At 60.4% G+C, this 20,887-nt stretch carries 19 protein-coding genes; 11 read left to right on the top strand and 8 right to left on the bottom strand.

From position 1 onward, the window contains the following. The first annotated feature begins 142 nt into the window (after positions 1-142). From F3J08_RS07865 to F3J08_RS07855, 3 genes are read left to right on the top strand one after another with little or no spacing between them, the layout of a single operon-like run. Complete coding sequence (locus F3J08_RS07865; protein ID WP_023978793.1) at positions 143-1,435, top strand: hemolysin family protein; 1,293 nt, start codon at positions 143-145, stop codon at positions 1,433-1,435. 45 nt (positions 1,436-1,480) lie between these two features. After that, the gene (locus tag F3J08_RS07860) at positions 1,481-2,782 is read left to right on the top strand and encodes a hypothetical protein (protein ID WP_166929175.1); all 1,302 of its coding nucleotides are present in this window, start codon (positions 1,481-1,483) and stop codon (positions 2,780-2,782) included. Continuing rightward, positions 2,779-3,402, top strand: a complete 624-nt coding sequence (locus F3J08_RS07855; RefSeq protein ID WP_166929174.1) for an ATP-binding cassette domain-containing protein — start codon at positions 2,779-2,781, stop codon at positions 3,400-3,402. Before F3J08_RS07860 ends, F3J08_RS07855 begins: the two co-directional genes overlap by 4 nt. Positions 3,403-3,505: 103 nt before the next feature. Here the strand turns inward: F3J08_RS07855 and F3J08_RS07850 are convergent, their stop codons facing one another. After that, complete coding sequence (locus F3J08_RS07850; protein WP_166929172.1) at positions 3,506-5,512, bottom strand: transglycosylase SLT domain-containing protein; 2,007 nt, start codon at positions 5,510-5,512, stop codon at positions 3,506-3,508. Between the two features lie 178 nt (positions 5,513-5,690). Next, complete coding sequence (locus tag F3J08_RS07845; protein ID WP_166929171.1) at positions 5,691-6,506, bottom strand: uracil-DNA glycosylase family protein; 816 nt, start codon at positions 6,504-6,506, stop codon at positions 5,691-5,693. A gap of 48 nt (positions 6,507-6,554) precedes the next feature. Between F3J08_RS07845 and F3J08_RS07840 the strand changes: the two genes are divergently transcribed. The 3 genes from F3J08_RS07840 to F3J08_RS07830 are packed head-to-tail and all read left to right on the top strand — an operon-like array spanning position 6,555 to position 9,747. After that, positions 6,555-8,417: a tetratricopeptide repeat protein gene (locus F3J08_RS07840; RefSeq protein ID WP_166929170.1), complete on the top strand. Its 1,863-nt coding sequence runs from the start codon at positions 6,555-6,557 to the stop codon at positions 8,415-8,417. A gap of 8 nt (positions 8,418-8,425) precedes the next feature. Then, the gene (locus F3J08_RS07835; protein WP_240149215.1) at positions 8,426-9,328 is read left to right on the top strand and encodes a 4-(cytidine 5'-diphospho)-2-C-methyl-D-erythritol kinase; all 903 of its coding nucleotides are present in this window, start codon (positions 8,426-8,428) and stop codon (positions 9,326-9,328) included. A gap of 32 nt (positions 9,329-9,360) precedes the next feature. Next, a complete protein-coding gene (locus F3J08_RS07830) occupies positions 9,361-9,747 on the top strand; it encodes a hypothetical protein (protein ID WP_122038709.1) in 387 nt (128 codons plus the stop codon). 70 nt (positions 9,748-9,817) lie between these two features. Here the strand turns inward: F3J08_RS07830 and F3J08_RS07825 are convergent, their stop codons facing one another. The 3 genes from F3J08_RS07825 to F3J08_RS07815 are packed head-to-tail and all read right to left on the bottom strand — an operon-like array spanning position 9,818 to position 11,795. Beyond that, on the bottom strand, positions 9,818-10,819 hold the full coding sequence (locus F3J08_RS07825; protein ID WP_166929168.1) for an SDR family oxidoreductase: 1,002 nt from the start codon (positions 10,817-10,819) through the stop codon (positions 9,818-9,820). A gap of 20 nt (positions 10,820-10,839) precedes the next feature. Further along, positions 10,840-11,418 carry a YqaA family protein gene (locus F3J08_RS07820; RefSeq protein ID WP_122038707.1) on the bottom strand — a complete coding sequence of 193 codons (579 nt, stop codon included), beginning with the start codon at positions 11,416-11,418 and terminating at the stop codon, positions 10,840-10,842. 50 nt (positions 11,419-11,468) lie between these two features. Next, positions 11,469-11,795, bottom strand: coding sequence for a YnfA family protein (locus F3J08_RS07815; RefSeq protein WP_122038706.1), 327 nt, complete (start codon positions 11,793-11,795; stop codon positions 11,469-11,471). Between the two features lie 215 nt (positions 11,796-12,010). On the opposite strand from F3J08_RS07815, the gene F3J08_RS07810 reads away from it, so the two are divergent. The 4 genes from F3J08_RS07810 (at position 12,011) to F3J08_RS07795 (ending at position 16,764) form a co-directional block, all read left to right on the top strand. Further along, a complete protein-coding gene (locus F3J08_RS07810) occupies positions 12,011-14,047 on the top strand; it encodes a Hint domain-containing protein (RefSeq protein ID WP_166929167.1) in 2,037 nt (678 codons plus the stop codon). Between the two features lie 242 nt (positions 14,048-14,289). Continuing rightward, positions 14,290-15,105: a MetQ/NlpA family ABC transporter substrate-binding protein gene (locus tag F3J08_RS07805; protein ID WP_166929165.1), complete on the top strand. Its 816-nt coding sequence runs from the start codon at positions 14,290-14,292 to the stop codon at positions 15,103-15,105. Next, positions 15,102-16,133, top strand: coding sequence for an ATP-binding cassette domain-containing protein (locus F3J08_RS17530; RefSeq protein ID WP_166929163.1), 1,032 nt, complete (start codon positions 15,102-15,104; stop codon positions 16,131-16,133). Before F3J08_RS07805 ends, F3J08_RS17530 begins: the two co-directional genes overlap by 4 nt. Further along, positions 16,114-16,764 (top strand): methionine ABC transporter permease, encoded by a 651-nt coding sequence (locus tag F3J08_RS07795; RefSeq protein WP_023978780.1) that lies wholly within the window; start codon positions 16,114-16,116, stop codon positions 16,762-16,764. The genes F3J08_RS17530 and F3J08_RS07795 overlap by 20 nt, the downstream gene beginning before the upstream one ends. 257 nt (positions 16,765-17,021) lie before the next feature. On the opposite strand, the gene F3J08_RS07790 is transcribed toward F3J08_RS07795, so the two are convergent. The 3 genes from F3J08_RS07790 to F3J08_RS07780 form a co-directional block, all read right to left on the bottom strand. Further along, on the bottom strand, positions 17,022-18,584 hold the full coding sequence (locus F3J08_RS07790; RefSeq protein ID WP_240149214.1) for an ATP-binding protein: 1,563 nt from the start codon (positions 18,582-18,584) through the stop codon (positions 17,022-17,024). Beyond that, positions 18,553-19,272, bottom strand: coding sequence for a response regulator (locus F3J08_RS07785; RefSeq protein ID WP_023978778.1), 720 nt, complete (start codon positions 19,270-19,272; stop codon positions 18,553-18,555). The genes F3J08_RS07790 and F3J08_RS07785 overlap by 32 nt, the downstream gene beginning before the upstream one ends. Positions 19,273-19,348: 76 nt before the next feature. After that, positions 19,349-20,332, bottom strand: a complete 984-nt coding sequence (locus F3J08_RS07780; protein WP_240149246.1) for a cysteine synthase A — start codon at positions 20,330-20,332, stop codon at positions 19,349-19,351. 144 nt (positions 20,333-20,476) lie between these two features. On the opposite strand from F3J08_RS07780, the gene F3J08_RS07775 reads away from it, so the two are divergent. Continuing rightward, positions 20,477-20,878 carry a rhodanese-like domain-containing protein gene (locus tag F3J08_RS07775; RefSeq protein ID WP_122048924.1) on the top strand — a complete coding sequence of 134 codons (402 nt, stop codon included), beginning with the start codon at positions 20,477-20,479 and terminating at the stop codon, positions 20,876-20,878. Positions 20,879-20,887 lie beyond the last annotated feature (9 nt).

Below are 20,887 nucleotides of genomic sequence, written 5' to 3'. Positions count from 1 at the left end.
GCCTTGCACCCGGACCATCCTTTGCAGGGCAGGGCAACCATGCCCGGCATACTGGTCAAGACAGGCATGAGCGCCTTATCCTGAAAGGGCGGACATACGATGTGTATGTCCGCCTTTTCTTTTTCTCTGAACGAAGGGCACCATGCTCACCCCCATTCTGGTCATCTGTCTTCTCATTGCCCTGAACAGCATTTTCGCCATGGGCGAAATGGCGCTGATCTCGGCCAAGCGGCCGCGGCTTGCGGCGCTGGTCAAGCGTGGGGTACGTGGCGCAGAGCGGGCGTTGCGTCTGGCTGATGAGCCGCATGCCTTCCTGCCCACCGTGCAGATCGGCATGACGCTTGTCTCGATTCTCGAAGGTGCTTTCGGCGGTAGCCAGATTGAAGAGGATCTGGCCCTGCTGATACGACGCAGCGACATGCTGCGGCCCTTCGCCAATGAATTGTCGATTGGCATTGTGGTGATGGCCATTACCTTCGCCATGCTGGTGTTCGGCGAATTGGTACCCAAGCAACTGGCGCTTCAGCAGCCCGAAAAAATGGCGGCACGCCTCTCTTTCATCCTTTCTGCCCTACTCACCATTTCACGTCCGATTGTGGCCCTGCTGAGCGGCACATCGAATCTCGTGCTGCGCGTGTTCGGGGTAGGCGGCCTGACCCGTGCCGCCATTACCGAGGAGGAGTTGCGCGCCATTCTGGCAGAAGGTGCCCAGGCCGGGGTGCTGGAGACCGAAGAGCGCATCATGATCGAGCGCCTGCTTCGTCTGGCTGATCGTCCTGTGCGTGCCATCATGACCCCGCGTAACGAGTTGTTCTGGGTCGACCGGCATGCAAGCCGCGATGCACTGATCGTGAAGCTGCGCCAGTCCACCTACACACGTATTCTCGTCTGCGAGGGCGATGTGGATCATCCTGTGGGTGTGGTGCTGGCCAAGGACCTGATGGATCGTCTGCTTCAGGGGCTGCCGATTTCGATTGAAGCGGCCCTGCGCCAGCCCATCGTTGTACCCGATAGCCTGACGGCACAGGACATGATCGAGCGGATGCGCGGCGAGCGTCTTGGCATTGCCTTCGTGCTGGATGAATACGGCTCATTCGAGGGCATCGTGACACCGTCTGATATCTTCGAGGCGATCGTGGGCGATGAAAGTGCTGAGAAGAACAAGACAGAGCGCGAAAATCCGCAGCAGCGCGACGAATATGTGCTCGACGGTTTCATGCCTGCCGATGAGGTGCGCTCGGTGCTGGATCTGCCCGATCTGCCTGCTGCAGGCAGTTATCATACGCTGGCCGGGGCCATTCTTGCCCTGCTGCGCCGCGTCCCCGCCAAGGGTGACAAGGTGGTTTTTGCGGGGTGGTTGTTCGAGGTGGTGGAAATGGAACAGCGCCGCGTGACCAAGGTGCGCGCAAGCCGTCAGGTTCTGGCTGAAAACTGAGGTTCAGTGTCGCGCTCTGACCTCTAAATGGCGTGAGGGAATAATGTGACGACAGAGCACGCGACACCGTCCTCTTCCCATTCGGCGGAATCCCTCCCGACGCGCATGGCTGTTGCCCCTTACAGCCTTTCTGCCTTCTTTCGCCTGAGGCTGCGTTATCTGCTGCATGCTGGCAAGGCGCGTCTCATGCAGCGCTGGCTCGTGCTGCTTGTCATTATTTTCCTTTCCCCGGCCCTGCCAATCGTCGCCCTATTGGTTCGGGCGGCGCATTTCATGGTTTTCCTTTTCGCCACGCCGGGCGTTTTTCCGCAGGCAATGGGCCTGCATCTTGGGGCAATGGCTTTTGCGCAGATCAGCGCCCTGCTCTGGGTGGAGGGACTCCGGCCGATCCTGCGTGGCGGACCCTTTCGCGGCTATCTGGACAGCCTGCCCATCCCACTGAGCGAGCGTCTGACGATTGCCGCAGGGCTTGCCTTTGTGCTCGATCTTCCCCTGCTTCTGCCTCTGCCGGTCGGCCTCGTGCTGATCGGCTTCAAGGCCCCGATGGTTGTCCTGCTCTATATAATGAGAGGCCTTGTTTTTACGGGGCTGACCATTCTGCTGCAGGCCGCGCGTATCGAAGCTGCGCCAGTTCTGGTGCCCTTCATCGTAATGGCCGATGCGGCACTCGCGATGGCGTGCGGTATGGAGGCTTCTGGCGCCACCCTGCCGATGCTCGCCTTGCCGGTTCTCATTGCCGGGGCAGGCCTGAGCCTGAGTGCGCGTCTGGGGGACTGGAACGGCGCCGGACGTTACGCACGCCGGGTCTCGTCGTTTCCCCTCACGGGACTGAGCCGCCTGAACCCGATCCTGCGTCTACAGATACGGTGCTGTATCGAGCGCGGTAACACAACGCCCGGTGTGATGCTGATCGTCTGGGTCCTGCCGGTTGCCCTATGGGCACTTCTGCATGGCTTTGATTACGATTCCCGCTCCATGCCCGTTGAGATCGTGGCCATGGGGCTCATCGCGCAAGGCAGTCTGGTGCCTTTCGCTGCGCTTGCCGAAGCGCATGAGCAGGCCTCGGGATTCTGTCTGGCCTTGCCTCTGCCTCGGTTCTTCTGGGTCAGGCGCGATATCGGTCTCGTAGTGGGTTTGTTTGTGATCCCGGGGCTTCTTTGTCTGCTGCCTCTTGTTCTGCATGGGCTGATCTCGCTGCTGGGCGCGCTCCTCGTGCTCGCCTCCTATCTGTTACTGGTTTCGGCGCTGAGAGCCATCATCCCGATCGATCCGCGCTGGCGACCCATGCCTGCGCTCGCCCTTTCCGCGCTGTGGATTTCAGTCATCCTCTTTGGGGCTTTCGCATGACCGATATACTGCTCTGCACCGACCTTGAGATGGCCTATAAGGGACGGCCAGTATTCTCTTCGGTGACCTTCGCACTTGGTGTGGGTCTGCATGGGCTCTGGGGCGGCAACGGCACGGGGAAATCAACCCTGCTTCGTGGTTTGTCCGGGGTCGCGAAACCGCAGAAGGGCCGGGTGATGATCGCGGGCCATGACCTCGCACGCCAGTCCGTCGCAGCCAAATCATGCCTTGCCTATGTCCCGGACGAAGGAGCGGTCTATCCGTTCATGACCGGGCGTGACCTCATGGCCCTGTGCGCCTGGGCACGCAAGGCGCCCGATGTCTCGCCGGATCTGATCGAGGGGTTCGGTCTCACATCGCATCTCGACAAGCGCTATGACGCGCTGTCGCTCGGAACGCGGCGCAAGATGCTCATCGCCTCGGCTTTCATAGGTACACCGCAGCTATTGCTGATGGATGAGCCAGGCAACGGGCTCGATGCGGCCTCACGCGATTATCTGATGACGCTGCTTGCAGAAACAGCGCGGTCGGCCTGTATCCTGCTCTCGTCCCATGACAGCCTTTTTCTCAAGGCGCTTGGGGCGCGGATCATCAGAATGGAAACGCTGGGAAAAGAGTGAGGGCGACACCGTGTTCCGGCATCGCCCTCATCAGGAACCGCTTGCCTGCCTGAGGCAGGCATCAAGTCGTGGAGGTCAGGCGACGCCTGACGACCTGAGACCTTCAGTGATAGGTCACTGGCCGCGCGCTGGCGATTTCCTGTTCCTCGGCGAAGGCCGGCCACTGGGCGTGGGCCAGAGCATGGAGCGACGGCGCGGGCAGGCCGAGCTTGTCGGCATAGATCCACAGATAGGTGAAGGCGTGATGGACGTAGTCACGCGTCTCGCCGTTGGGGAGAAGCTCCATGAAGAGAAGCGGATCATGGGCCAGCTCTGCCTCGTGGGGCGTGCCGCTTTCCCAGCGCGCGATGGCACCCGGTCCGGCATTATAGGAGGCAAGGGTGTGAATCAGATCGCCCCCCTTGGGTGAAGCATCCGAGCGCTCCGAAAGGCCAGCCAGATACTGAACGTAAAGCTGGCCGATCTCGAGATTGACCGCCGGGTTATGCAGGCGACCGACCATATCGGCCGGGACGTTGATGATCGCGACGCCGTGGGAGTCGAGAGCGGGTTTGGGCCCGCTCACAAAGCTCGCCGTCAGGGGGCGGATCTGCATCAGACCGTGCGCGCCGGCACTGGATGACGCCTTCGGATCGAAATTCGATTCCAGACGCGTCAGGGCATAGACGAGCGCCGGATCCATCTTGAAACCATGACGTGGTGAAAGCTGCGGAGTGGGGAACCCGGCCAGATGGGCCGGACGCCCGTCGCGTGAGCCAAGGATGGTGGCAATCTGCTCTGACAGGTCATGCAGCCCGGCCGCAGCGGCAACCAGCTGCACGGAATGGCAGAGTGCGGTATCGGAGACGATGTCGGGCCACATGCGACGCAGAAGCGCTTCCGCACGGGCCGTTTCGCCAATCTGAAGCAGGGCGAACAAGCGCGGTCCCTGCGGCGTAGCGGCGACGGCATCGATATCGATTTCGCCCATCACCGGGATCGGATTCTGGAGCGCGGTCTCGTCCGACTGAAGCGCCGTGGCATTCCCTGCCTGGGTGTCCTCTGCACTGGCAGCGATCTTGCCAGCATGATGCAGCCCAAGGGTTTGTCTGGCCAGAATGCCATAGAATGTGCCCGGTTCAGCCGCAGCGCGCTGCAACCACGATGTTGCCAGAGTGGCAGGGCCCGGCAGATGACGGTGCACACGAGCAGCCCAGTAGGCGCTGGCAGCGCGAATGTCGTTGTTGGTGGTCCGGGCGCGTGAGGCCTGCTCGAAAAGTCGGGCCGCATCACTCAGTTTGCCCTGACGCCAGGCGGCAAGGCCTGCCACGTACCCGGCATAGCCAAGCTGGCTCTCGCTCTGGGCGAATCCCTTGCGGGCCGTTTCCAGGGCAAAGCCGGTTTCACCGGCGCTCAACATGCCTAGCGCCACTTCCGCCTTGAGCTGCGCGGCATAGAGCGGCGTCATGCCTGGGGTGGAATCAATGAGTTTGACGGCGCTCTGACCGCCCTTCAGCCCCCAGGAAACACGCTCGCTAACGGTGCGGTCCAGCAGGGGATTACGGTTGAGAAGGTGAGAGAGCGGGTCTGTCGTACCCGTGGTGACGTTTGATGCCGTATCTGAAGGGGCTAGAGGCGTTGGGAAGTTCTGCAGGGTCACGCTGCCTTTGGGGCTGAGTGAGACCAGCAGGTTCTGTATGGCCCCGGCATCGGCAAGGCTCGAGAAGGTCTTGAGCCACAGGCGCAATTGCACCGGCTGTGGGTGATAGGATGGGTTGAGATAGCGTTCCGCCAGAAGGTCACCCATCAGGATGCCATCATGGGCAGCACGGGAGCGGGCAATGGCGGTCTCGAAATCACCGGCACGCTGGGCGCGGAACGCCTCTTTCAGCAGCGCGGCATCTGACGCGGTAAGGGGATGGGGAAGACCATTCGAACCCCCAGGCGTGTAGGATCGCGGCGTAGCAAACGCCGTTTCCTCGCTCTGGGCATTGTCATGATCGGCAGGGTTAAGCGTCGGTCTGCTTTCCTGGGCACGAAGCGGGTTGAACGTCGCTCCCGCCACAAGCATCGCGCACAGCATGAAAGCACGGGCGCTATTACTCGACGCGAAATAAGAAATTCCTCGCATGGTGGGGATGCTCGTAGCCCCTCCTGCATGTCAAAGCAAGAGTGGCCAAAAGGTCACACCAAAGGAGTTCGCTATTCTAAGATTGTTTGCTGAATTCTACCAGAGGGATACAGGCGAAAAACCGCGTTTTTCCGGGCAAAAATCAATTTTTTTTATTAAGCCTTTGCAACTGTCCGTGTCAGCCCGCAGCGGCGAGGCTTTCTGCCATGAAAACAAGGTCTTTCCACATCTCCCGGCGGGCACGGGCACTCGCAATCATCTGTTGTGGATGCTGCAGAACGAGCGCCTGCACGTCATGTCCATCGTCGAGTCGCAAAGCGATCCACGCGCCACGCGAACGGGCCACGCTCGCCTGTTCATCAACGAGAATGCGCAGCGGTGTCGGTCCAAGGAGAATCAGCCGCTCTGGCCGGGCATGGGCAATGACCGCATTGAGCAGGGCCCGACATTCCCGGCTCTCTATGGTCGAGACAGCGCGGCCGCCCGGCGGACGCCAGGGAAGGGCAGGTGCCTGCGAAAGCGTACTGCGATCGAGCCCGATGCTGGGCAGGATCATGTCGAGCAATTTGCCTGTCTCTCCGGCAAACACATCACCCGACCGGTCTTCATCGGCGTCGGGCGCATCGCCAATGAGCATCAGCTTCGCGCCGGGCACGATATGGGGCCGGACACTGGTCGAGGCGGTGCGTGACAGGGCGCACTCCGGAAAGGCCCCCACACCCCACAGCCGTGCCGTTTCAGGATCGATCGGTGCGGCACGTGCTGTGACCGCCGGCGCAGCACTGCCCGGTGCGCCGCCATGCACACGGTCACCCGTGCGGCTATTGCCCCCGGTGGCGGCTCGGCCTGACGGTCGTGCTGTGAGCAAGGCAGGACGATCGAGCCTTTGGGGCGGGGTCTCATCCAGAAGACAGTCCACCCCCCACTCCCGGTAGAGCTCCAGCAGGGCGAGAATTTCGGATTGGTCCTGACCGGACAGGGAAAGGGGCATCATATCTTATCAGTTTGGTGTCTGCTCGCGTTCAGTCTAGATTGCGGCACGATGCAAACCAAGCACTCTCCGCTCCGGCGCGTTCTTCTCGCCACTCTGACAGCCGTGCCCCTCGTGACGGTGCCGGGCGCTGCCCCTCATGCGGCCGAGGCAATCCCGTCGGCACGTGACCATCAGCCCGGAGCCTTTCAGGTGCGGGAGGCTGCCGCCCCGGCCTGGTCGCTCACAGGGAGCCTGCTTGGAAGTATCGTATCGGTTCAGCGCAACAATATTCCCGATGCGGCGCAGGCATTGTTCGGTGCCGTGATGCACGGCTATCGCGAGCCGGATTTCATGCTCATGGCCCTGCGCTACAACGCCATGGACGCAGGCGAGGAAGCTGCCGGCCACGCCCTGACGCTGGCGCGCCTTCTGCCAAAGGAGAGCCTCTCACGCATCGTGATGGGAACCGCAGCCTTTCGTGACAGGCAGTGGAAAGACGCGGCAGCTTATTTCTCCCTGCATAGCAAGGCCTCTCAGGGTTTCCTGCGTCTGGCTGGACAGGGATTGCTGGACTGGTGCCAGTACGGAGTCTCTCCCACGCAGGATGATGCCAATCGTCCGGCACAATCCACCGCTTCGCTCGACCCGGTGGCCTATCTCGCCTTGCTGCAAGAGGCACGTATCGCATCGCTGCGCGACGAGGCCCGCACCGATGGGCTGTTTGCCCGCTTGGATGCCAGCGCCGGATCCATGCCTCCGCTTCTGCGGGTGCAGACGATGCAGTTCGAGGCCGACTGGCTTGCCTTCAGACATCATCGTGACGCTGCGCTCAAAAGACTGCATCAGGTTGGTGGGGTGCTCCCCGCGTTTCAGCTCGTGGCTGACCGGCTGCGCCCGCAGGAACTTGGCGCCGGATTTGACCCGTCCCAGGGGCTGGCGGAATTCTATGTTGGTATCACCACCCTTCTGGGTGACACCACCACCCGCGACCGTGGTGAGGAGGGAACCGCCGGCCCCGCCGATCAGGCTGACCAGAATGATGACAAGCTGAAGGATATCCGGCAGCTCAAGATCCTGCTCCTGCGTCAGGCCTTGCTGCTCCGGCCGGATCTGACCCTGGCAAAGATTCTTCTGGCCGAGGAACTTCGCAACGATGGTCAGGCCGACCTGGCCCAGACGGCACTCGACCACGTGGCGGATGAGGATCCGCTGGCCCCCCTGTCAGACCATGCCCAGGCCCAGATCGCCCTCAGGCGCCATGACCTGAAAGCAGCGTTGCGGGCGCTTGAGCGTGTGGCCAGGGCCAATCCTGACAACCCTGATATCCTCAATGAACTGGGCGCCACGCAGGACCAGCTTGGGGCGTATCAGGCAGCGGTGGATACCTACACGCGGGCGCTCAATCATGTCAGCGTCATGGAGGCGCGGGTCTGGCCGTTGCTGCTTGGGCGCGCGATGGCATGGGATCATATGGGCCGACGCGACAAGGCTCAGGCCGATCTCGACCGGGCGCTTGCGCTTGCGCCTTCGGAGCCGATGCTGCTCAACTATGCGGGTTACTCCGATGTGCTGCATGGCGAGCGACCGGAGCAGGCGCTCAAGCTTCTTCGTCACGCCATGGACCTTGCACCGGATGACGCCGAGATACGGGACAGCTATGCCTGGGCGCTTCTCAAGCAGAATGGTGATCTGGCGCAGGCGCTTCCGCTTCTGCTTTCCGCCGTCAATGCTGCGCCGGGCGATCCCGAGATCGCGTATCATCTGGGCGTGGCCTACTGGTATCAGGGGCGCCAGCTCGAAGCGCGCGACCAGTGGAGCCAGGCGCTCAACAACAAGCCCGAGCCGGAAACAAAGGCCCTGATCGAGGCTGCGCTCGCCAATGGGCCCGATCTGCCTGTTTTGCGTGGTCGGCCCATCCCCCCGTCACGATGAGACAGACCATGAGCCCAGACGGCATGACCCCCGATCACTCCAGCGCCCGCGCCAAGATCAACCTGTTTCTCCACGTCACGGGTCGACGTGACAACGGTTACCATGAGCTGGATTCGCTGGCCGTTTTTGCAGACACGGCCGATCGTCTGGTTCTGGAGGCACCGGCTTTACCCGGTGAAAAAGGGCGTCTTGTCATTGACGGGCCCTTCGGGGCCGGGCTGGATGCCGGTCCGGATAATCTGGTGCTCCGTGCCGCCGCGGCCTTGCGCGAAGCTGCCGCGGTGCCATCCTCGACCCCGGACTGGCATATGCGCCTGACCAAGAACCTGCCTGTCGCTTCAGGCATCGGCGGTGGCTCGGCCGATGCTGCTGCTGCACTTCGCCTCCTCTCTCAGGCATGGTCGTGTGAATCGGCTGATCTCGCCACGGTTGCGGCAGGGCTGGGGGCTGATGTGCCTGTCTGTCTGGCTCAGAAAACACAGCGTATGCAGGGTATTGGTGAGACGCTGGTGGCTGCGCCGGTCTTGCCGCGTTGTGCCATGGTGCTGGTCAATCCCGGTATCGCGGTGCCGACGCCCGCCGTATTCAAGGCATGGAAGGAATCGGGCGCAGGGTTTCGACCGCCAGCCAGTCTGCCCGCGCGCTGGGATGATGTGCATGCCATGTGCGCGACGCTGGCAGCGACATCGAACGACCTTCAACCCCCGGCCATTGCGCTTCATCCGGTTATTGGCACCGTTCTCGACGCCCTTGCCGATACCGAATCCTGCCTTTTCTCACGCATGAGTGGTTCGGGCGCGACCTGTTTCGGGCTATATGAAAACCTGTCTGAGGCAATGCGTGCTGTGAGTAGTCTTCGTCGCCATGGATGGTGGGCCGAGGCTGGATGGATCCACGCACCAGCAAACTGATCTGAAAAACCCGGGAAGAGGACGATCACGACATGGGTGCAAGAATGCAGGTTGTGCAGAAAGACGATGGCACAGGCGCGACATTGCGCTTTCTCGAAGGTAGCGGGATCTCCGGAGAAATAGATCTGACCCTGAACCAGCTGAGCCAGCTTATTGCGAGCCTTGGTCGGGTACGTTTTGCCATGACAGCCGGGCAGGCCCAGCCCCCCATTGGCAATGCGCCGTTCCTGCCCGTTTACAGCACGAATTGGGCGCTTCAGATCGATGCCCTGACTGAAGGCTCGACGCTGGCTTTCCAGCATCCGGCATTCGGGCCGGTCGGGTTGGTGTTCGGGCCGGAGGACGCCGAGAAGCTGGTCAATGGCCTCAAGCACCATCGTGCGATCATGTCGACGAATACCAGCCGCCGACCGAGCTAGGCGTGAAAGCCCTGATTGTCCGTTTGCTGACAATCAGGGGGTCAAGGCTTTCAGGAGACGGGACGCGGCGTCAGTTCTTGTCCCGTGCAGCGCGCCACAAGGCCACGATCCCGGCCAGAGCCAGCAGGGACGCACCCAGACCGATGCGCCGCGGAATTGTCAGCAGCAGCGGCTTGCGACCCTGTTCGCGGAGCGGAATTCCCTCATAGGGACCGTGTGCTGCGTAAGCGCCTTCGACGCTTTCCAGAAAGGAGTCCGGTGCATCTTCCGGCGTGCCGGTGCCAAATTGTGCCTTGAAACCCTTGCGCGCCAGAAAGCGGTCGCGCAGCGAAGGGGCAAGCCCATTGATCAGGCTTGGCAGAATGGATGATGCCCCAACCCAGATGTCACGATGATGGCCCAGGACAGCCTGGCAGATCGCGTGGGCTGCAATCTCGGGCTCGTAGATGCGCCCGACTGGCTTGAGGGTATGACCCGAGAGGTTGCGACTCCAGCCCAGTCTTGTCGTGTTGATGGAGGGCAGATGCACGACTGTGAGATCGATGCGATCAGAAAGTGCGCGGATTTCGGGGCGGACACTGTCGCAAAAGGCGCTGATTGCCGCATGAGCGCCATTGACGGCAGACTGCAAGGGCAGGCCGCGCAGCGGGTGAGCCAGACCCAGATTGACGATCGTGCCGCTGCCACGGCGGCGCATGCAGGCCAGCGCTGCCTGTGTGCCGAAAACGGAGCCTAGGTAGGTTACATCGGTCACGCGGCGCAATGTGGCCTCATCGAGCGACAGGACCGGGCCGATGGCGGTAACGCCCGCTGCGTTGATCCAGACCGTGATCGGACCCAGATTGCGTTCGACCTGCTCGGCAGCCTGGGCGAGCGCTGCGGCGTCTGACACATCCACCTGCAGGGTGAGGGTGCGCACCGCGCTTGCCTCAAGTTCCTGAGCGGCGTCCTGAAGTCGCTGCTCGTTTCGACCAATCAGGGCAATATCGAAGCCATAGGATGCCAGCATACGCACGGTGGCTCGCCCGATACCGGCTCCGGCGCCTGTGACGACGGCAATCTGGTTGGGCATGGCGGCAATCCTTATTTGGTCTACAGAAGGGTGACAGCCAGAATGCCAGCGATGATGAGAAAGAGAAAGCCTGCGAGAACGAGGGTCAGGCGGCGCTCGATGAAATCGCGGATAGGTGCCCCGTAGAACCAGAGCAGGGTTGCAACCAGAAAGAAGCGTGCCCCGCGTGTGACCAGACTGGCTGCGATAAACGGCAGGATCGCGAAATGCGCTGCACCTGCCGCGATCGTGACGATCTTGAAAGGGATGGGTGTCAGCCCCTTGAGCAGGATGATGGCCACACCATACTGGCGGAACTTCTCCTGCATGACGGCAAGTGTGTGCTCGGCATGATAGAAATGGACGATGGGAAGCGCGACGTGCTGAAGCAGCATGGCGCCGATCACCCAGCCGAGCATCGCCCCGGTGACGGAGCCGACCGTGCAGATGGCCGCGAGCCTGAAGGCGTGCTCACGGGAAGCCAGAATCATCGGGATCAGCATCAGGTCGACAGGAATAGGGAAGAACGAGGCCTCTGCAAAAGCGACGGCAAACAGCCACCAACCGGCATGAGGCGAAGCCGCCAAGGCCAGGGTGCGTTGGTAGAGGGCATGAAACAAGAGGCGACTCCGGGTGGGGCAGACCTCAGGTCAATGGCTCAAGAACCCGGTCATGTCGAGCGCGGTGCCCACAAAATTACCGCCGTACCGATGAGGCAGATGGCACCGCCAAGCAAATCCCAACGATCAGGCGTTCGACCCTCAACCGCCCAGATCCATGACAGGGATGCGGTAATGTAAACACCTCCATAGCTCGCAAAAGTGCGCCCCGCGCTATCGCTGTCGACGTGCGCCAGAAGGAAAGCAAAAAGCATGAGACTGGCCACGCCAGGAACAAGCCACAATGCGGACTTTCCGAGCCGCAACCATGACCAGCATGCAAAGCACCCGGCGATTTCGGCGAGGGCTGCGATCAGGAAGATGAAATAAGTTGCCACAGAAACAATCTATCCCGGCAGAGCGAAAAGGGAAGCAGAAGAATGCCAATTCAAGAACAAAAATTAAAAAAGATAGTATAAATTGTTAATTATCATAAAAATTCGGTTGATATGCAAAACGATTGTGATTAACAGTCGGTTTAGGACAGAAAAACAGAAATCATAGCAAAACCTCAAGAATAGTTTGCAAAAACTAAAGTAAATAGGAATTTGTAATGGCGGATACGACCATCAGGGGCGTCTGGAGCGCCGTAAATGTTGACGGAAATACCGTATTCAAAAGTGGTGCCACGATTGTTCAGCCACCGGTTTCACCGGCTGCTGGTACCGCATTTTATATCCAGAATGGTGCTGTCGTATCGGGACTGTCGGGTTATGCGATCAATGTCTACGTCTCAAACGGCGGTATGATGAAGGATTCCACCATAGTAGATGGTGGTCTCACGATCCTGTCCGGTGGTGTGACAATGAATAACACCCTGAACTCGATACCGAGTACGATTTATTCTGGTGGAACTACTATAGACGACAATTGGTACAATAGTGGTTATGGCGAAGATGCTATAAATATATACAGTGGAGCGACGATTAGCTCGACAACATGTGGCAATGGCGCCGTTATGAATATCCAGTCGGGGGTTACCATTTATGGTGATGTTACTGTTAGTGCTGGCGGCAATCTGACCACTTATGCAGGGTTCGGGCGTGATGTGATTATCCCAACGCCCCCGTCGCCATCCGTCGGCACAAGTCTGCAAGGCGTATGGTCGGCCGTCGCAGTGAATGGTGGAACAGTTTATCAAAGCAATGGCGTCACGGTCAGGGCTCCGGTTGCCCTGGCAAATGGCGCGACGATTTACGTAAAAAGCGGCGCTGTGGCTTCCAATCTTTCCGGGTATGCGGTCAATATATATGTATCAGCCGGTGGAATATTTGAAAGTTCCTATATCCGCGATGGTGGTATGACTGTCTATTCTGGTGGGATCAGTCGTGAAAATCTGCTTAACTCGATTCCGACAAATATTTACTCTGGTGGATATTCTCTCAACGATACCTGGTATAACAGCGGTTACGGAAACGATCCGGCACTTATTCATAGCGGTGCGATTGTGGACAATCCACAGATCGGTTCAGGCGGTGCCATGTCAGGGGCCTGGGGGGCAGTAATCAATACCCCCGCTGTCGCCAATGGTGGTGTTCTGTGGGCCAACCACACTTCTGTGACAGCCTGCTTTCTCCGAGGCGCGCAGATCCAGACAAGGGGAGGGGAAATCGCGGTGGAAGATCTGGTTCCTGGCGATGAGATTGCCTGTCTTACGGACGGTGAAATTACTTATCGACCAGTCAAATGGGTAGGCTGCGAGCCAAACCATTATATCCCGCATGAATCGCGTGACCGTGCTGGCTATCCGATCCGGATCCGTGCTCATGCTCTCGCAGAAAACGTGCCACATTCAGACTTGCTGATAACAGCCGAGCACTGCCTGCATCTTGATGGCTGCTTTGTGCCGGCACGTATGCTGGTCAACGACATCTCTATTCACTACGAGATGTCCAGGCCAATCTACCATTATCACCATATCGAACTCGACGGACACGCCGTAATCCTGGCGAACGGCGTGGCAACGGAAAGCTATCTGGACACCGGTCATGACGGTCTCTTTGTCGGCCGTGACGCGGTCAAGGAGACAAGGACCTGGTCCATGGATGGAGCGGCAAAACTGAATACGAGCCGATCCTTCGTCGAGCCTTTGTTCTACACCCTGCGTGAGCGCGCGCTCGATCTGTTCGGGAGTGAAGCCGAGACGGAGCGGCGCGTCTCTTATGAGATGGACGTGCGACTGACAACGGCCTCGGGCAAGGTGCTTCGCCCCGTACGCAAGAACGGTCAGACCTGGATGTTCATGCTGCCCGCCTACACTCATGAGGTGCGGATCACCTCCCGCGCAGGCAGGCCATGTGATGTTATGGGTCCGTTCGTGGATGATCGCAGGCGCCTTGGGCTCAGAATTGGTGCGATACAGCTTCATGCCGCTTCCAAAGCGATTGCAGTGACAAACCACCTTACCGAAGTCGGGATGCGCGGCTGGCACGAGGTCGAGGATGGAACGTGTCGCTGGACCGATGGCATGGCACATTTGCCTCTGGATGTCGGTCTTACATCACAGCCAGCGCTGTTGAGTCTCACCGTGCTCGAGATGGCAGGCCATGTCGAATTTCACGAAATGATACCAGCTGAATGTGCCGCCTGACGTCGGGATGAGAAGTCCTGCTCCGAGCTGTGGCACGGAGCAGGATGTCGTTCTTCGGAGCCAGGGCATGCGCGCCCAGCGAATAATGCCAAAACCACGGGAGGGTGACCCAAAGAAAGGATTGCTTCTGCCTCACGGCGGTATATGACAGATGACAATCGTTCAATCGGCCGCTCGTTCACAGATGAACGATTTGGTTTAGTTGATTGCCCCGAGTTCTGTCAGTTCCGGATCGTTCGCCTATGACCCTTCCTCTCCTGCCGCGCCGTTCAGTGCTGTCGCTGCTCGCTGCCTCGTCTCTCACTCTCGGGAGCCGTAAGGCCTTCGCCGAGGGCAAGCCCATTCGTGTGGGAATCATGGCGGGCGAGGATGAGGATATCTGGCGTCTGGTCAGCCAGAACGCGCAGAAGCAGGGGCTGGCGCTCAAGATCGTCACGTTCTCTGATTATTCGACACCTGACGAGGCGCTGGCATCGCACGACCTCGATGCCAATTCCTTTCAGCACAAGCCGTTTCTCAAGGCACAGTGCGACGCGCATGGCTACCGTATCACCCCTGTGGGGGATACGTATGTCGCACCGATCGGCCTCTATTCGCGCAAATGGAAAACGCTCGCCGCCCTCCCCAAGGGTGCCGTGATCGGTGTGCCCAATGACCCGAGCAATGAAGGGCGTGCGCTGCTGCTGCTTCAGACGCTGGGCTTCATCAAGCTGTCGCCATCTGCGGGCCTGCTGCCGACGCCGCTGGACATCACCGAGAATCTGCATGAATTCACCATACGCGAGCTGGATGCCGGGGTCGTGGGGCGTGCCCTGCCGGATCTGGATGCCGCGGTGATCAACACCGACTGGGCACACAAGGCCGGGGTCGATGTGGTGCATGAGCGGCTTGCGCGTGAGGGCGTAAAGGACAATCCCTATATCTGCGTGATTGCCGTCAACACTGATGATGTGCAGGCGCCCTGGGTAAAGCCGCTGGTCAGCGCCTATCAGCAGCCCAATATCCGTCAGGCGCTCATTGATGTTTACGCCAATACTGTCATCCCTGCGTTTTCATGACGCTGCTTGATGTTTCAGGTCTGTCGTGCCGTTTCGGGACGCAGACCGCTCTGAGCGATATCAGTTTTCAGGTCGATAAAGGCGAGATCATCGGTGTGATTGGCAGCTCCGGCGCCGGAAAATCCACGCTGCTGCGCTGCCTCTGTGCGCTTGAGCGCCCTTCGGAAGGGCGAATCCTGCTCGACGGGGCCGATCTCGCTGCCCTGCCCGAACGCGACCTGGTGGCGGTGCGCCGCAAGGTCGGGCTCGTGTTCCAGCATTTCAACCTGCTCAACTCACGCGATGCGGCTGGCAACATTGCCCTGCCGCTCGAAATTGCCGGCTGGCCCCGTGCTCGGATTGCCCCACGCGTGGCGGAACTCCTGACACTGGTCGGGCTCGAAGGGCGCGGGCACAAGCGCCCCTCCGAATTGTCAGGCGGTCAGAAGCAGCGTGTGGGCATTGCGCGTGCCATTGCCAATTCACCCTCGTTGCTTCTGTGCGACGAGGCGACATCTGCCCTCGATCCGCACACGACGTCCTCCATTCTCGAATTGCTGGCGCAGATCAACCGTGATCTGGGCCTGACGATCATCCTGATCACGCATGAGATGGATGTTGTGCGACGCTTTGCCCATCGCGTGCTGGTGCTCGATCATGGCTCGCTGATCGAAAACGGCACGATGGCCACCTTGCTGCGTGACAGTCGCGGCGATGAGCGTCTGGAGCGGCTTCTGGCCGATATCCGGCCGACCCTCCCAGCCTATGTCCGCGAGAAGCTTTCGCCTGATCCGCGCCCCGGAGACAGAACCCTGCTGCGTGTCGTGCTTGGCGCACAGGCTGCCTGCACGGCGTTTCTGTCGGAGATCACGCGTCGTTTCGATCAGGATATCACGCTTGTGCAGGGCGGGGCGCTCGATTGCGGGGGAGAACCCCTGACCGACATGATCCTGGCCCTTTCCGCGCCGCTGAGCCCATCGCTCAGCCTCTATCTCGACCAGCAGGCCCATGTGACGGAGATACTCGGCTATGTACCGGCTGATCGGTAAGCTTATCATCGATTCCACCCTCCAGACGGTGGAAATGGTCGCAGCCTCGACACTGGTGGCCCTTGTGTTTGGCCTGCCTCTTGCCGTGCTGATGATCGCGACCCGTCGCAAGGACCTGTATGACGTGCCCTGGCTTGGCTACCCCATCGGCTGGCTGATCGACGCCATCCGGGCCATTCCGTTCATCATCCTGCTGGTCCTGCTCATTCCGGTCACGCGGCTGATTGCCGGTACGTCTCTGGGTACGCTGGCGGCCATTGTGCCGCTTTCGATTGCAGCCATTCCCTATTTTGCCCGCATTGCCGAAATTTCCCTTCAGGAAATAGAGCCCGGGCTGATCGAGGCTGTGCGTGTCATGGGTGGAACGCGCTGGATGGTCATTCGGTATGTGCTGATTCCCGAAGCCCTGCCCGGGTTGCTCTCAGGCCTGACCGTTACCGCCATTACCCTTGTCGGTGCCTCGGCCATGGCGGGGGCGATCGGTGCAGGCGGTCTGGGCGATCTGGCCATCCGCTACGGCTATCAACGCTTCAACACCACCATCATGTTTGCCGTGGTGGCTGTGCTGATCCTCCTTGTGGGGCTTATTCAGGGAGCGGGTACTCTGGCGGTGCGAACAGTCAAGCGCTAGGCAATAGGTGACGCGGGGCGCTGCCCCGCACCCCGCCAGAGGCGCGCCTCTGGACTCGATTAGATAACGAGGCGAGCCAGTTAGAGTGGTCACTGACTCCTGTCACCGAAAGGGTAGCAATCGCAGGGCACGCAGGCTGATGCAGGGTCCGCGTGCCGCGCCCTGCGGTGTCCGTAGCGCACTTCCGGACCGGGTTTGCCGGTCATCAAGCTGAAGGGTAGGGAAAGGTGGCCGGGTTCGGGCAGAACCCGGATTGCTTACAAAGGCAGGATGACGCTTGCGCGCAGCCCCCCTTCGGGGCGGTTGACGAGGGTGACATCCCCGCCCTGACCGCGCACGGTAGAGCGGGCGATGGCCAGACCAAGGCCGGTGCCGCCGGTTTCTCGGTTACGACTGGTTTCGGCGCGCACAAAGGGTTCGAACATACGCTCGAGATCTTCCTGCGGCAGGCCGGGGCCGTTATCATCGATGCGGATACAGACGTTCTTCTCCTGACCCGGCCCACGGGCGCAGGTCACGCTGATCGTGGCGGAACCACCGTATTTGAGCGCATTCATGACGAGGTTGGTCAGGGCGCGTTTGAGCGCCAGCGAACGTGCCTTGATGCGGATCGCATGATCCGGCTCCTGGTAGCTCACCTGATCAGCCAGGTCGGGGCGGGCCTCGGCCGCTTCATCCGCGATGGTCTGCAAAAGTGCGCCCAGATCCAGAGCAGTCATGGGCTCCTGGGTCGAACTGTCACGACCGAAGGCGAGGGTCGCAGCAACCATGCTTTCCATCTCGTCCAGATCGGCCAGAAACTTGTCACGCAACTCGTCATCATCGATGAATTCAGCACGCAGCTTCAGGCGCGTGATGGGCGTGCGCAGGTCATGGCCGATGGCGGTGAGCATCAGGGTGCGATCCGTAACGAAACGCCGGATACGCGCTGCCATCGTGTTGAAGGCCATCGCAGCCTGACGGATCTCGGTTGGCCCGGATTCGGGCAATGGCTGCGTATGAACATCACGGCCGAGCGCCGTGGCTGCGTTGGCAAGCGTTGCGACGGGGGCGATGAGCCGGAGCGAACCCCAGAGAATCAGGCCGCCTCCACAGATCGTCATCAGGGCAAACGAGATCATGAAGGTGGGTGAGCCAAACGGATTGGGCGGCCGCACCGTGTAGTTCATGACCAGCCAGCGATGGTCATCGGGCATCTGCAGCGACATTGCATAATGGCGTGTGCCGGGCTTATGGCCCATCACCATGCGTTGCGGGCGCAGACGCGCAGGCAGCATGCCGATGCCGGAAAGGGCCGGGGGCATGAAGGGCGGTGGTCTCCGCTCCTCGGAAACACCAGGATCGAAACCTGCCGGAGGAGGTGGCATCCCCTCGAAGGGGAAGGGGTTGTGTCCTTCACCGCCCATGTCGCCCGGTGGGGGAAAACCCCCTTCCTCCTGCCGCTCGGAAGGCGGATTGCTGCGCATCATGGGGTTCATGGCGAATGGCAGGGGAATGAAAGAGTTGGGGAAATGCGTGTCCGGTCTGGTGTCGAGAACGATCTTGAAATTCGAGGGGATTTCTATCGCATCGAGCCCGGCCTGACGGTCAGCGGGCGGAAGTTCGACCAGCGTATGATAGATCGAAAAGGCATGATGCTCGTTGTCATGCATCTCCGCCCGGTCGGCAATATTGAGGTGATCGAGGGCATGGATGGTCAGGCCGGCAGCCTGAACCACGCAAAGCCCTGCAATCAGAAGCAGATTGGTGCGCGCTCGCAGCGAGCGCGGCAGAAGGTGGATCACGGTGTCAGAGGCGTTCAACATCGGCGGCCAGAACATAGCCGCCCCCGCGTACCGTCTTGATCATCTGGGCGTTGCGCCCGTCATCCTCCAGCTTGCGGCGCAGACGGCTCACCGCAACGTCAATGGCGCGATCGAACGGCCCGGCCTGTCGGCCACGCAGCATTTCCAGCAGCATGTCACGTGTCAGGACACGGTTGGCGCGTTCGAGAAACGCCAGAAGCATGTCGTATTCGCCACCCGTCAGCGGCACTTCGGCCCCGTCCGGATTGAGCAGACGACGGCGCGCAGGCTCAAGTGTCCAGCCCGAAAAGCGGATCATGCGTGAATCCGCCGAAAGCTTCTTGTCGGAACTGTCGGCGGTGCGACGAAGCACGGCACGGATACGAGCCAGCAATTCACGCGGGTTGAACGGCTTGGCCACATAGTCATCAGCGCCAAATTCGAGGCCGATGATACGGTCTGTCTCATCGCTCATGGCGGTCAGCATGATGATCGGAACATTGTCCTGGCTGCGCAGCCAGCGGGCAATGTCGAGCCCGCTTTCGCCAGGGAGCATCAGGTCGAGCACCACAAGCTGATAATGGCCGGCCGCCCAGGCACGACGGGCTTCACGCCCGTCGCGTGCGGCGGTCACGCGAAAGTGGTTGCGCTCGAGAAAGCGGCAGAGCAGCTCGCGTATCTCGCGGTCATCATCAACGATGAGAAGGTGCGGGGTCGTTTCCATGAATGTAACATTGGTCCGAATCGAATGTCCCCTTCAAGGGGCTGTTTCATTCCGTCACAACTTGCGAAAACCTGTCTCAATCGAGCCAGGGTGGGGTCGGCAGGTTTTTGGCCCGCAGGAATTCAGGATTGAAGATCTTGGACTGGTAGCGTGCTCCACCATCGCAGAGGATTGTTACAATACGATGGTCCGGACCAAGGCGTCTTGCCACGCGAATCGCTGCCGCCACGTTGATCCCCGCCGAGCCGCCCAGCGAGATTCCCTCGCGATCCTGAAGCGAGAAGATCTGCTCAAGCGCCTCGGCATCAGGAATACGTTCGGCATCGTCAATCGTGATGCCTTCCAGATTGCCCGTCACGCGGGATTGCCCGATCCCTTCGGTAATCGAGCCGCCCGAAACACTCAGATCGTTCGATTTGACCCAGCCGTACAGACCTGAGCCCTCCGGGTCGGCCAGAACGATCTCGGGGCGCTTGCGACCCGCCGCCTCGGCCAGCTCACCAAGGCCCAGAGCAACACCTGCCAGCGTACCACCCGTGCCGCAGGCGCAGGTGAAGGCATCGACACGACCATCGAGCTGCTGCCAGATCTCAACCGCCGTGGTTGTGCGGTGGCCTTCGCGGTTGGCGGTGTTGTCGAACTGGTTGGCCCAGACAGCATTGTCGGTTTCCTCGGCAATACGGCGCGAGACATGCACGTAATTGCCGGGGTCACGAAAGGGCTTGGCAGGCACGAGGCGCAGATCGGCCCCGATCATGCGCAGGAAATCAATTTTCTCGCGGCTCTGCGTTTCCGGCATGACAATGATGGTGCGATAGCCACGGGCCTTGGCGACGAGAGTAAGGCCGATACCGGTATTGCCTGCCGTGCCTTCAACGATCACACCGCCCGACTTGAGGGCGCCCCGCTTCTCGGCATCGAGAATGATAGCCAGAGCCGCACGATCCTTGACCGACCCTCCGGGATTCATGAACTCGGCCTTGCCGTAGATTTCGCAGCCTGTTGCTTCCGACGCCAGCTTCAGACGGATCAGCGGCGTGCCGCCAATGGCGCCGATCATACCCTCTGAAGGGTGCTGCCAGCCCGGAATGACACTGGTGGCGTGGGAGGGGGTCACGTTCTGAGTGGTCATCTACATTCCATCCTATACGTCTGCGGTTTGAGAGTTTAACGTCGCGACATGTAAAATAAATGAGGAAAAACGATGGTCGACTGTATTTCGGCACAAGCTGCCTGGGAACGCCTGACGACAGACAAGGATGCCGTCCTGATTGATGTGCGCACCCCCGGCGAATGGCAGCTGGTTGGATTGCCCGACCTTTCAACCCTCGACAAGGATGTGAAAACCCTGAGCTGGGACCCTTACGATGCCAATGGGTTCGCACGCTCGCTGCGTGAGCTTGTGCCGTCGCTGGAAACGCCCGTGTTGTTCCTGTGCCGTTCAGGCGTGCGCTCACAGCAGACGGCGGAACTCGCGGCGCATCTCGGCTATGTCGAGGCGGTGAATGTGGTCGAGGGATATGAAGGCCAGCCGGATGCGAACGGTCAGCGCGGGCGGGTCTGTGGATGGCAATACCAGAATCTGCCCCTGTATTTTCCCGGCTGACAGCGGCAC

It is taken from the genome of Asaia sp. As-1742, from assembly GCF_011753235.1.
Lineage (GTDB): Bacteria > Pseudomonadota > Alphaproteobacteria > Acetobacterales > Acetobacteraceae > Asaia > Asaia bogorensis_B.
This window is presented reverse-complemented; position numbering and strand designations above follow the sequence as displayed.

Bases quoted from the DNA above. Each gene is read 5' to 3' on its own strand.
- F3J08_RS07865 (WP_023978793.1), top strand. From the start codon at position 143: ATGCTCACCCCCATTCTGGTCATCTGTCTTCTCATTGCCCTGAACAGC.
- F3J08_RS07855 (WP_166929174.1), top strand. From the start codon at position 2,779: ATGACCGATATACTGCTCTGCACCGACCTTGAGATGGCCTATAAGGGA.
- F3J08_RS07850 (WP_166929172.1), bottom strand. From the start codon at position 5,512: ATGCGAGGAATTTCTTATTTCGCGTCGAGTAATAGCGCCCGTGCTTTC.
- F3J08_RS07845 (WP_166929171.1), bottom strand. From the start codon at position 6,506: ATGATGCCCCTTTCCCTGTCCGGTCAGGACCAATCCGAAATTCTCGCC.
- F3J08_RS07840 (WP_166929170.1), top strand. From the start codon at position 6,555: ATGCAAACCAAGCACTCTCCGCTCCGGCGCGTTCTTCTCGCCACTCTG.
- F3J08_RS07835 (WP_240149215.1), top strand. From the start codon at position 8,426: ATGAGCCCAGACGGCATGACCCCCGATCACTCCAGCGCCCGCGCCAAG.
- F3J08_RS07830 (WP_122038709.1), top strand. From the start codon at position 9,361: ATGGGTGCAAGAATGCAGGTTGTGCAGAAAGACGATGGCACAGGCGCG.
- F3J08_RS07825 (WP_166929168.1), bottom strand. From the start codon at position 10,819: ATGCCCAACCAGATTGCCGTCGTCACAGGCGCCGGAGCCGGTATCGGG.
- F3J08_RS07810 (WP_166929167.1), top strand. From the start codon at position 12,011: ATGGCGGATACGACCATCAGGGGCGTCTGGAGCGCCGTAAATGTTGAC.
- F3J08_RS07805 (WP_166929165.1), top strand. From the start codon at position 14,290: ATGACCCTTCCTCTCCTGCCGCGCCGTTCAGTGCTGTCGCTGCTCGCT.
- F3J08_RS17530 (WP_166929163.1), top strand. From the start codon at position 15,102: ATGACGCTGCTTGATGTTTCAGGTCTGTCGTGCCGTTTCGGGACGCAG.
- F3J08_RS07795 (WP_023978780.1), top strand. From the start codon at position 16,114: ATGTACCGGCTGATCGGTAAGCTTATCATCGATTCCACCCTCCAGACG.
- F3J08_RS07790 (WP_240149214.1), bottom strand. From the start codon at position 18,584: ATGTTCTGGCCGCCGATGTTGAACGCCTCTGACACCGTGATCCACCTT.
- F3J08_RS07785 (WP_023978778.1), bottom strand. From the start codon at position 19,272: ATGGAAACGACCCCGCACCTTCTCATCGTTGATGATGACCGCGAGATA.
- F3J08_RS07780 (WP_240149246.1), bottom strand. From the start codon at position 20,332: ATGATCGGCGCCATTGGCGGCACGCCGCTGATCCGTCTGAAGCTGGCG.
- F3J08_RS07775 (WP_122048924.1), top strand. From the start codon at position 20,477: ATGGTCGACTGTATTTCGGCACAAGCTGCCTGGGAACGCCTGACGACA.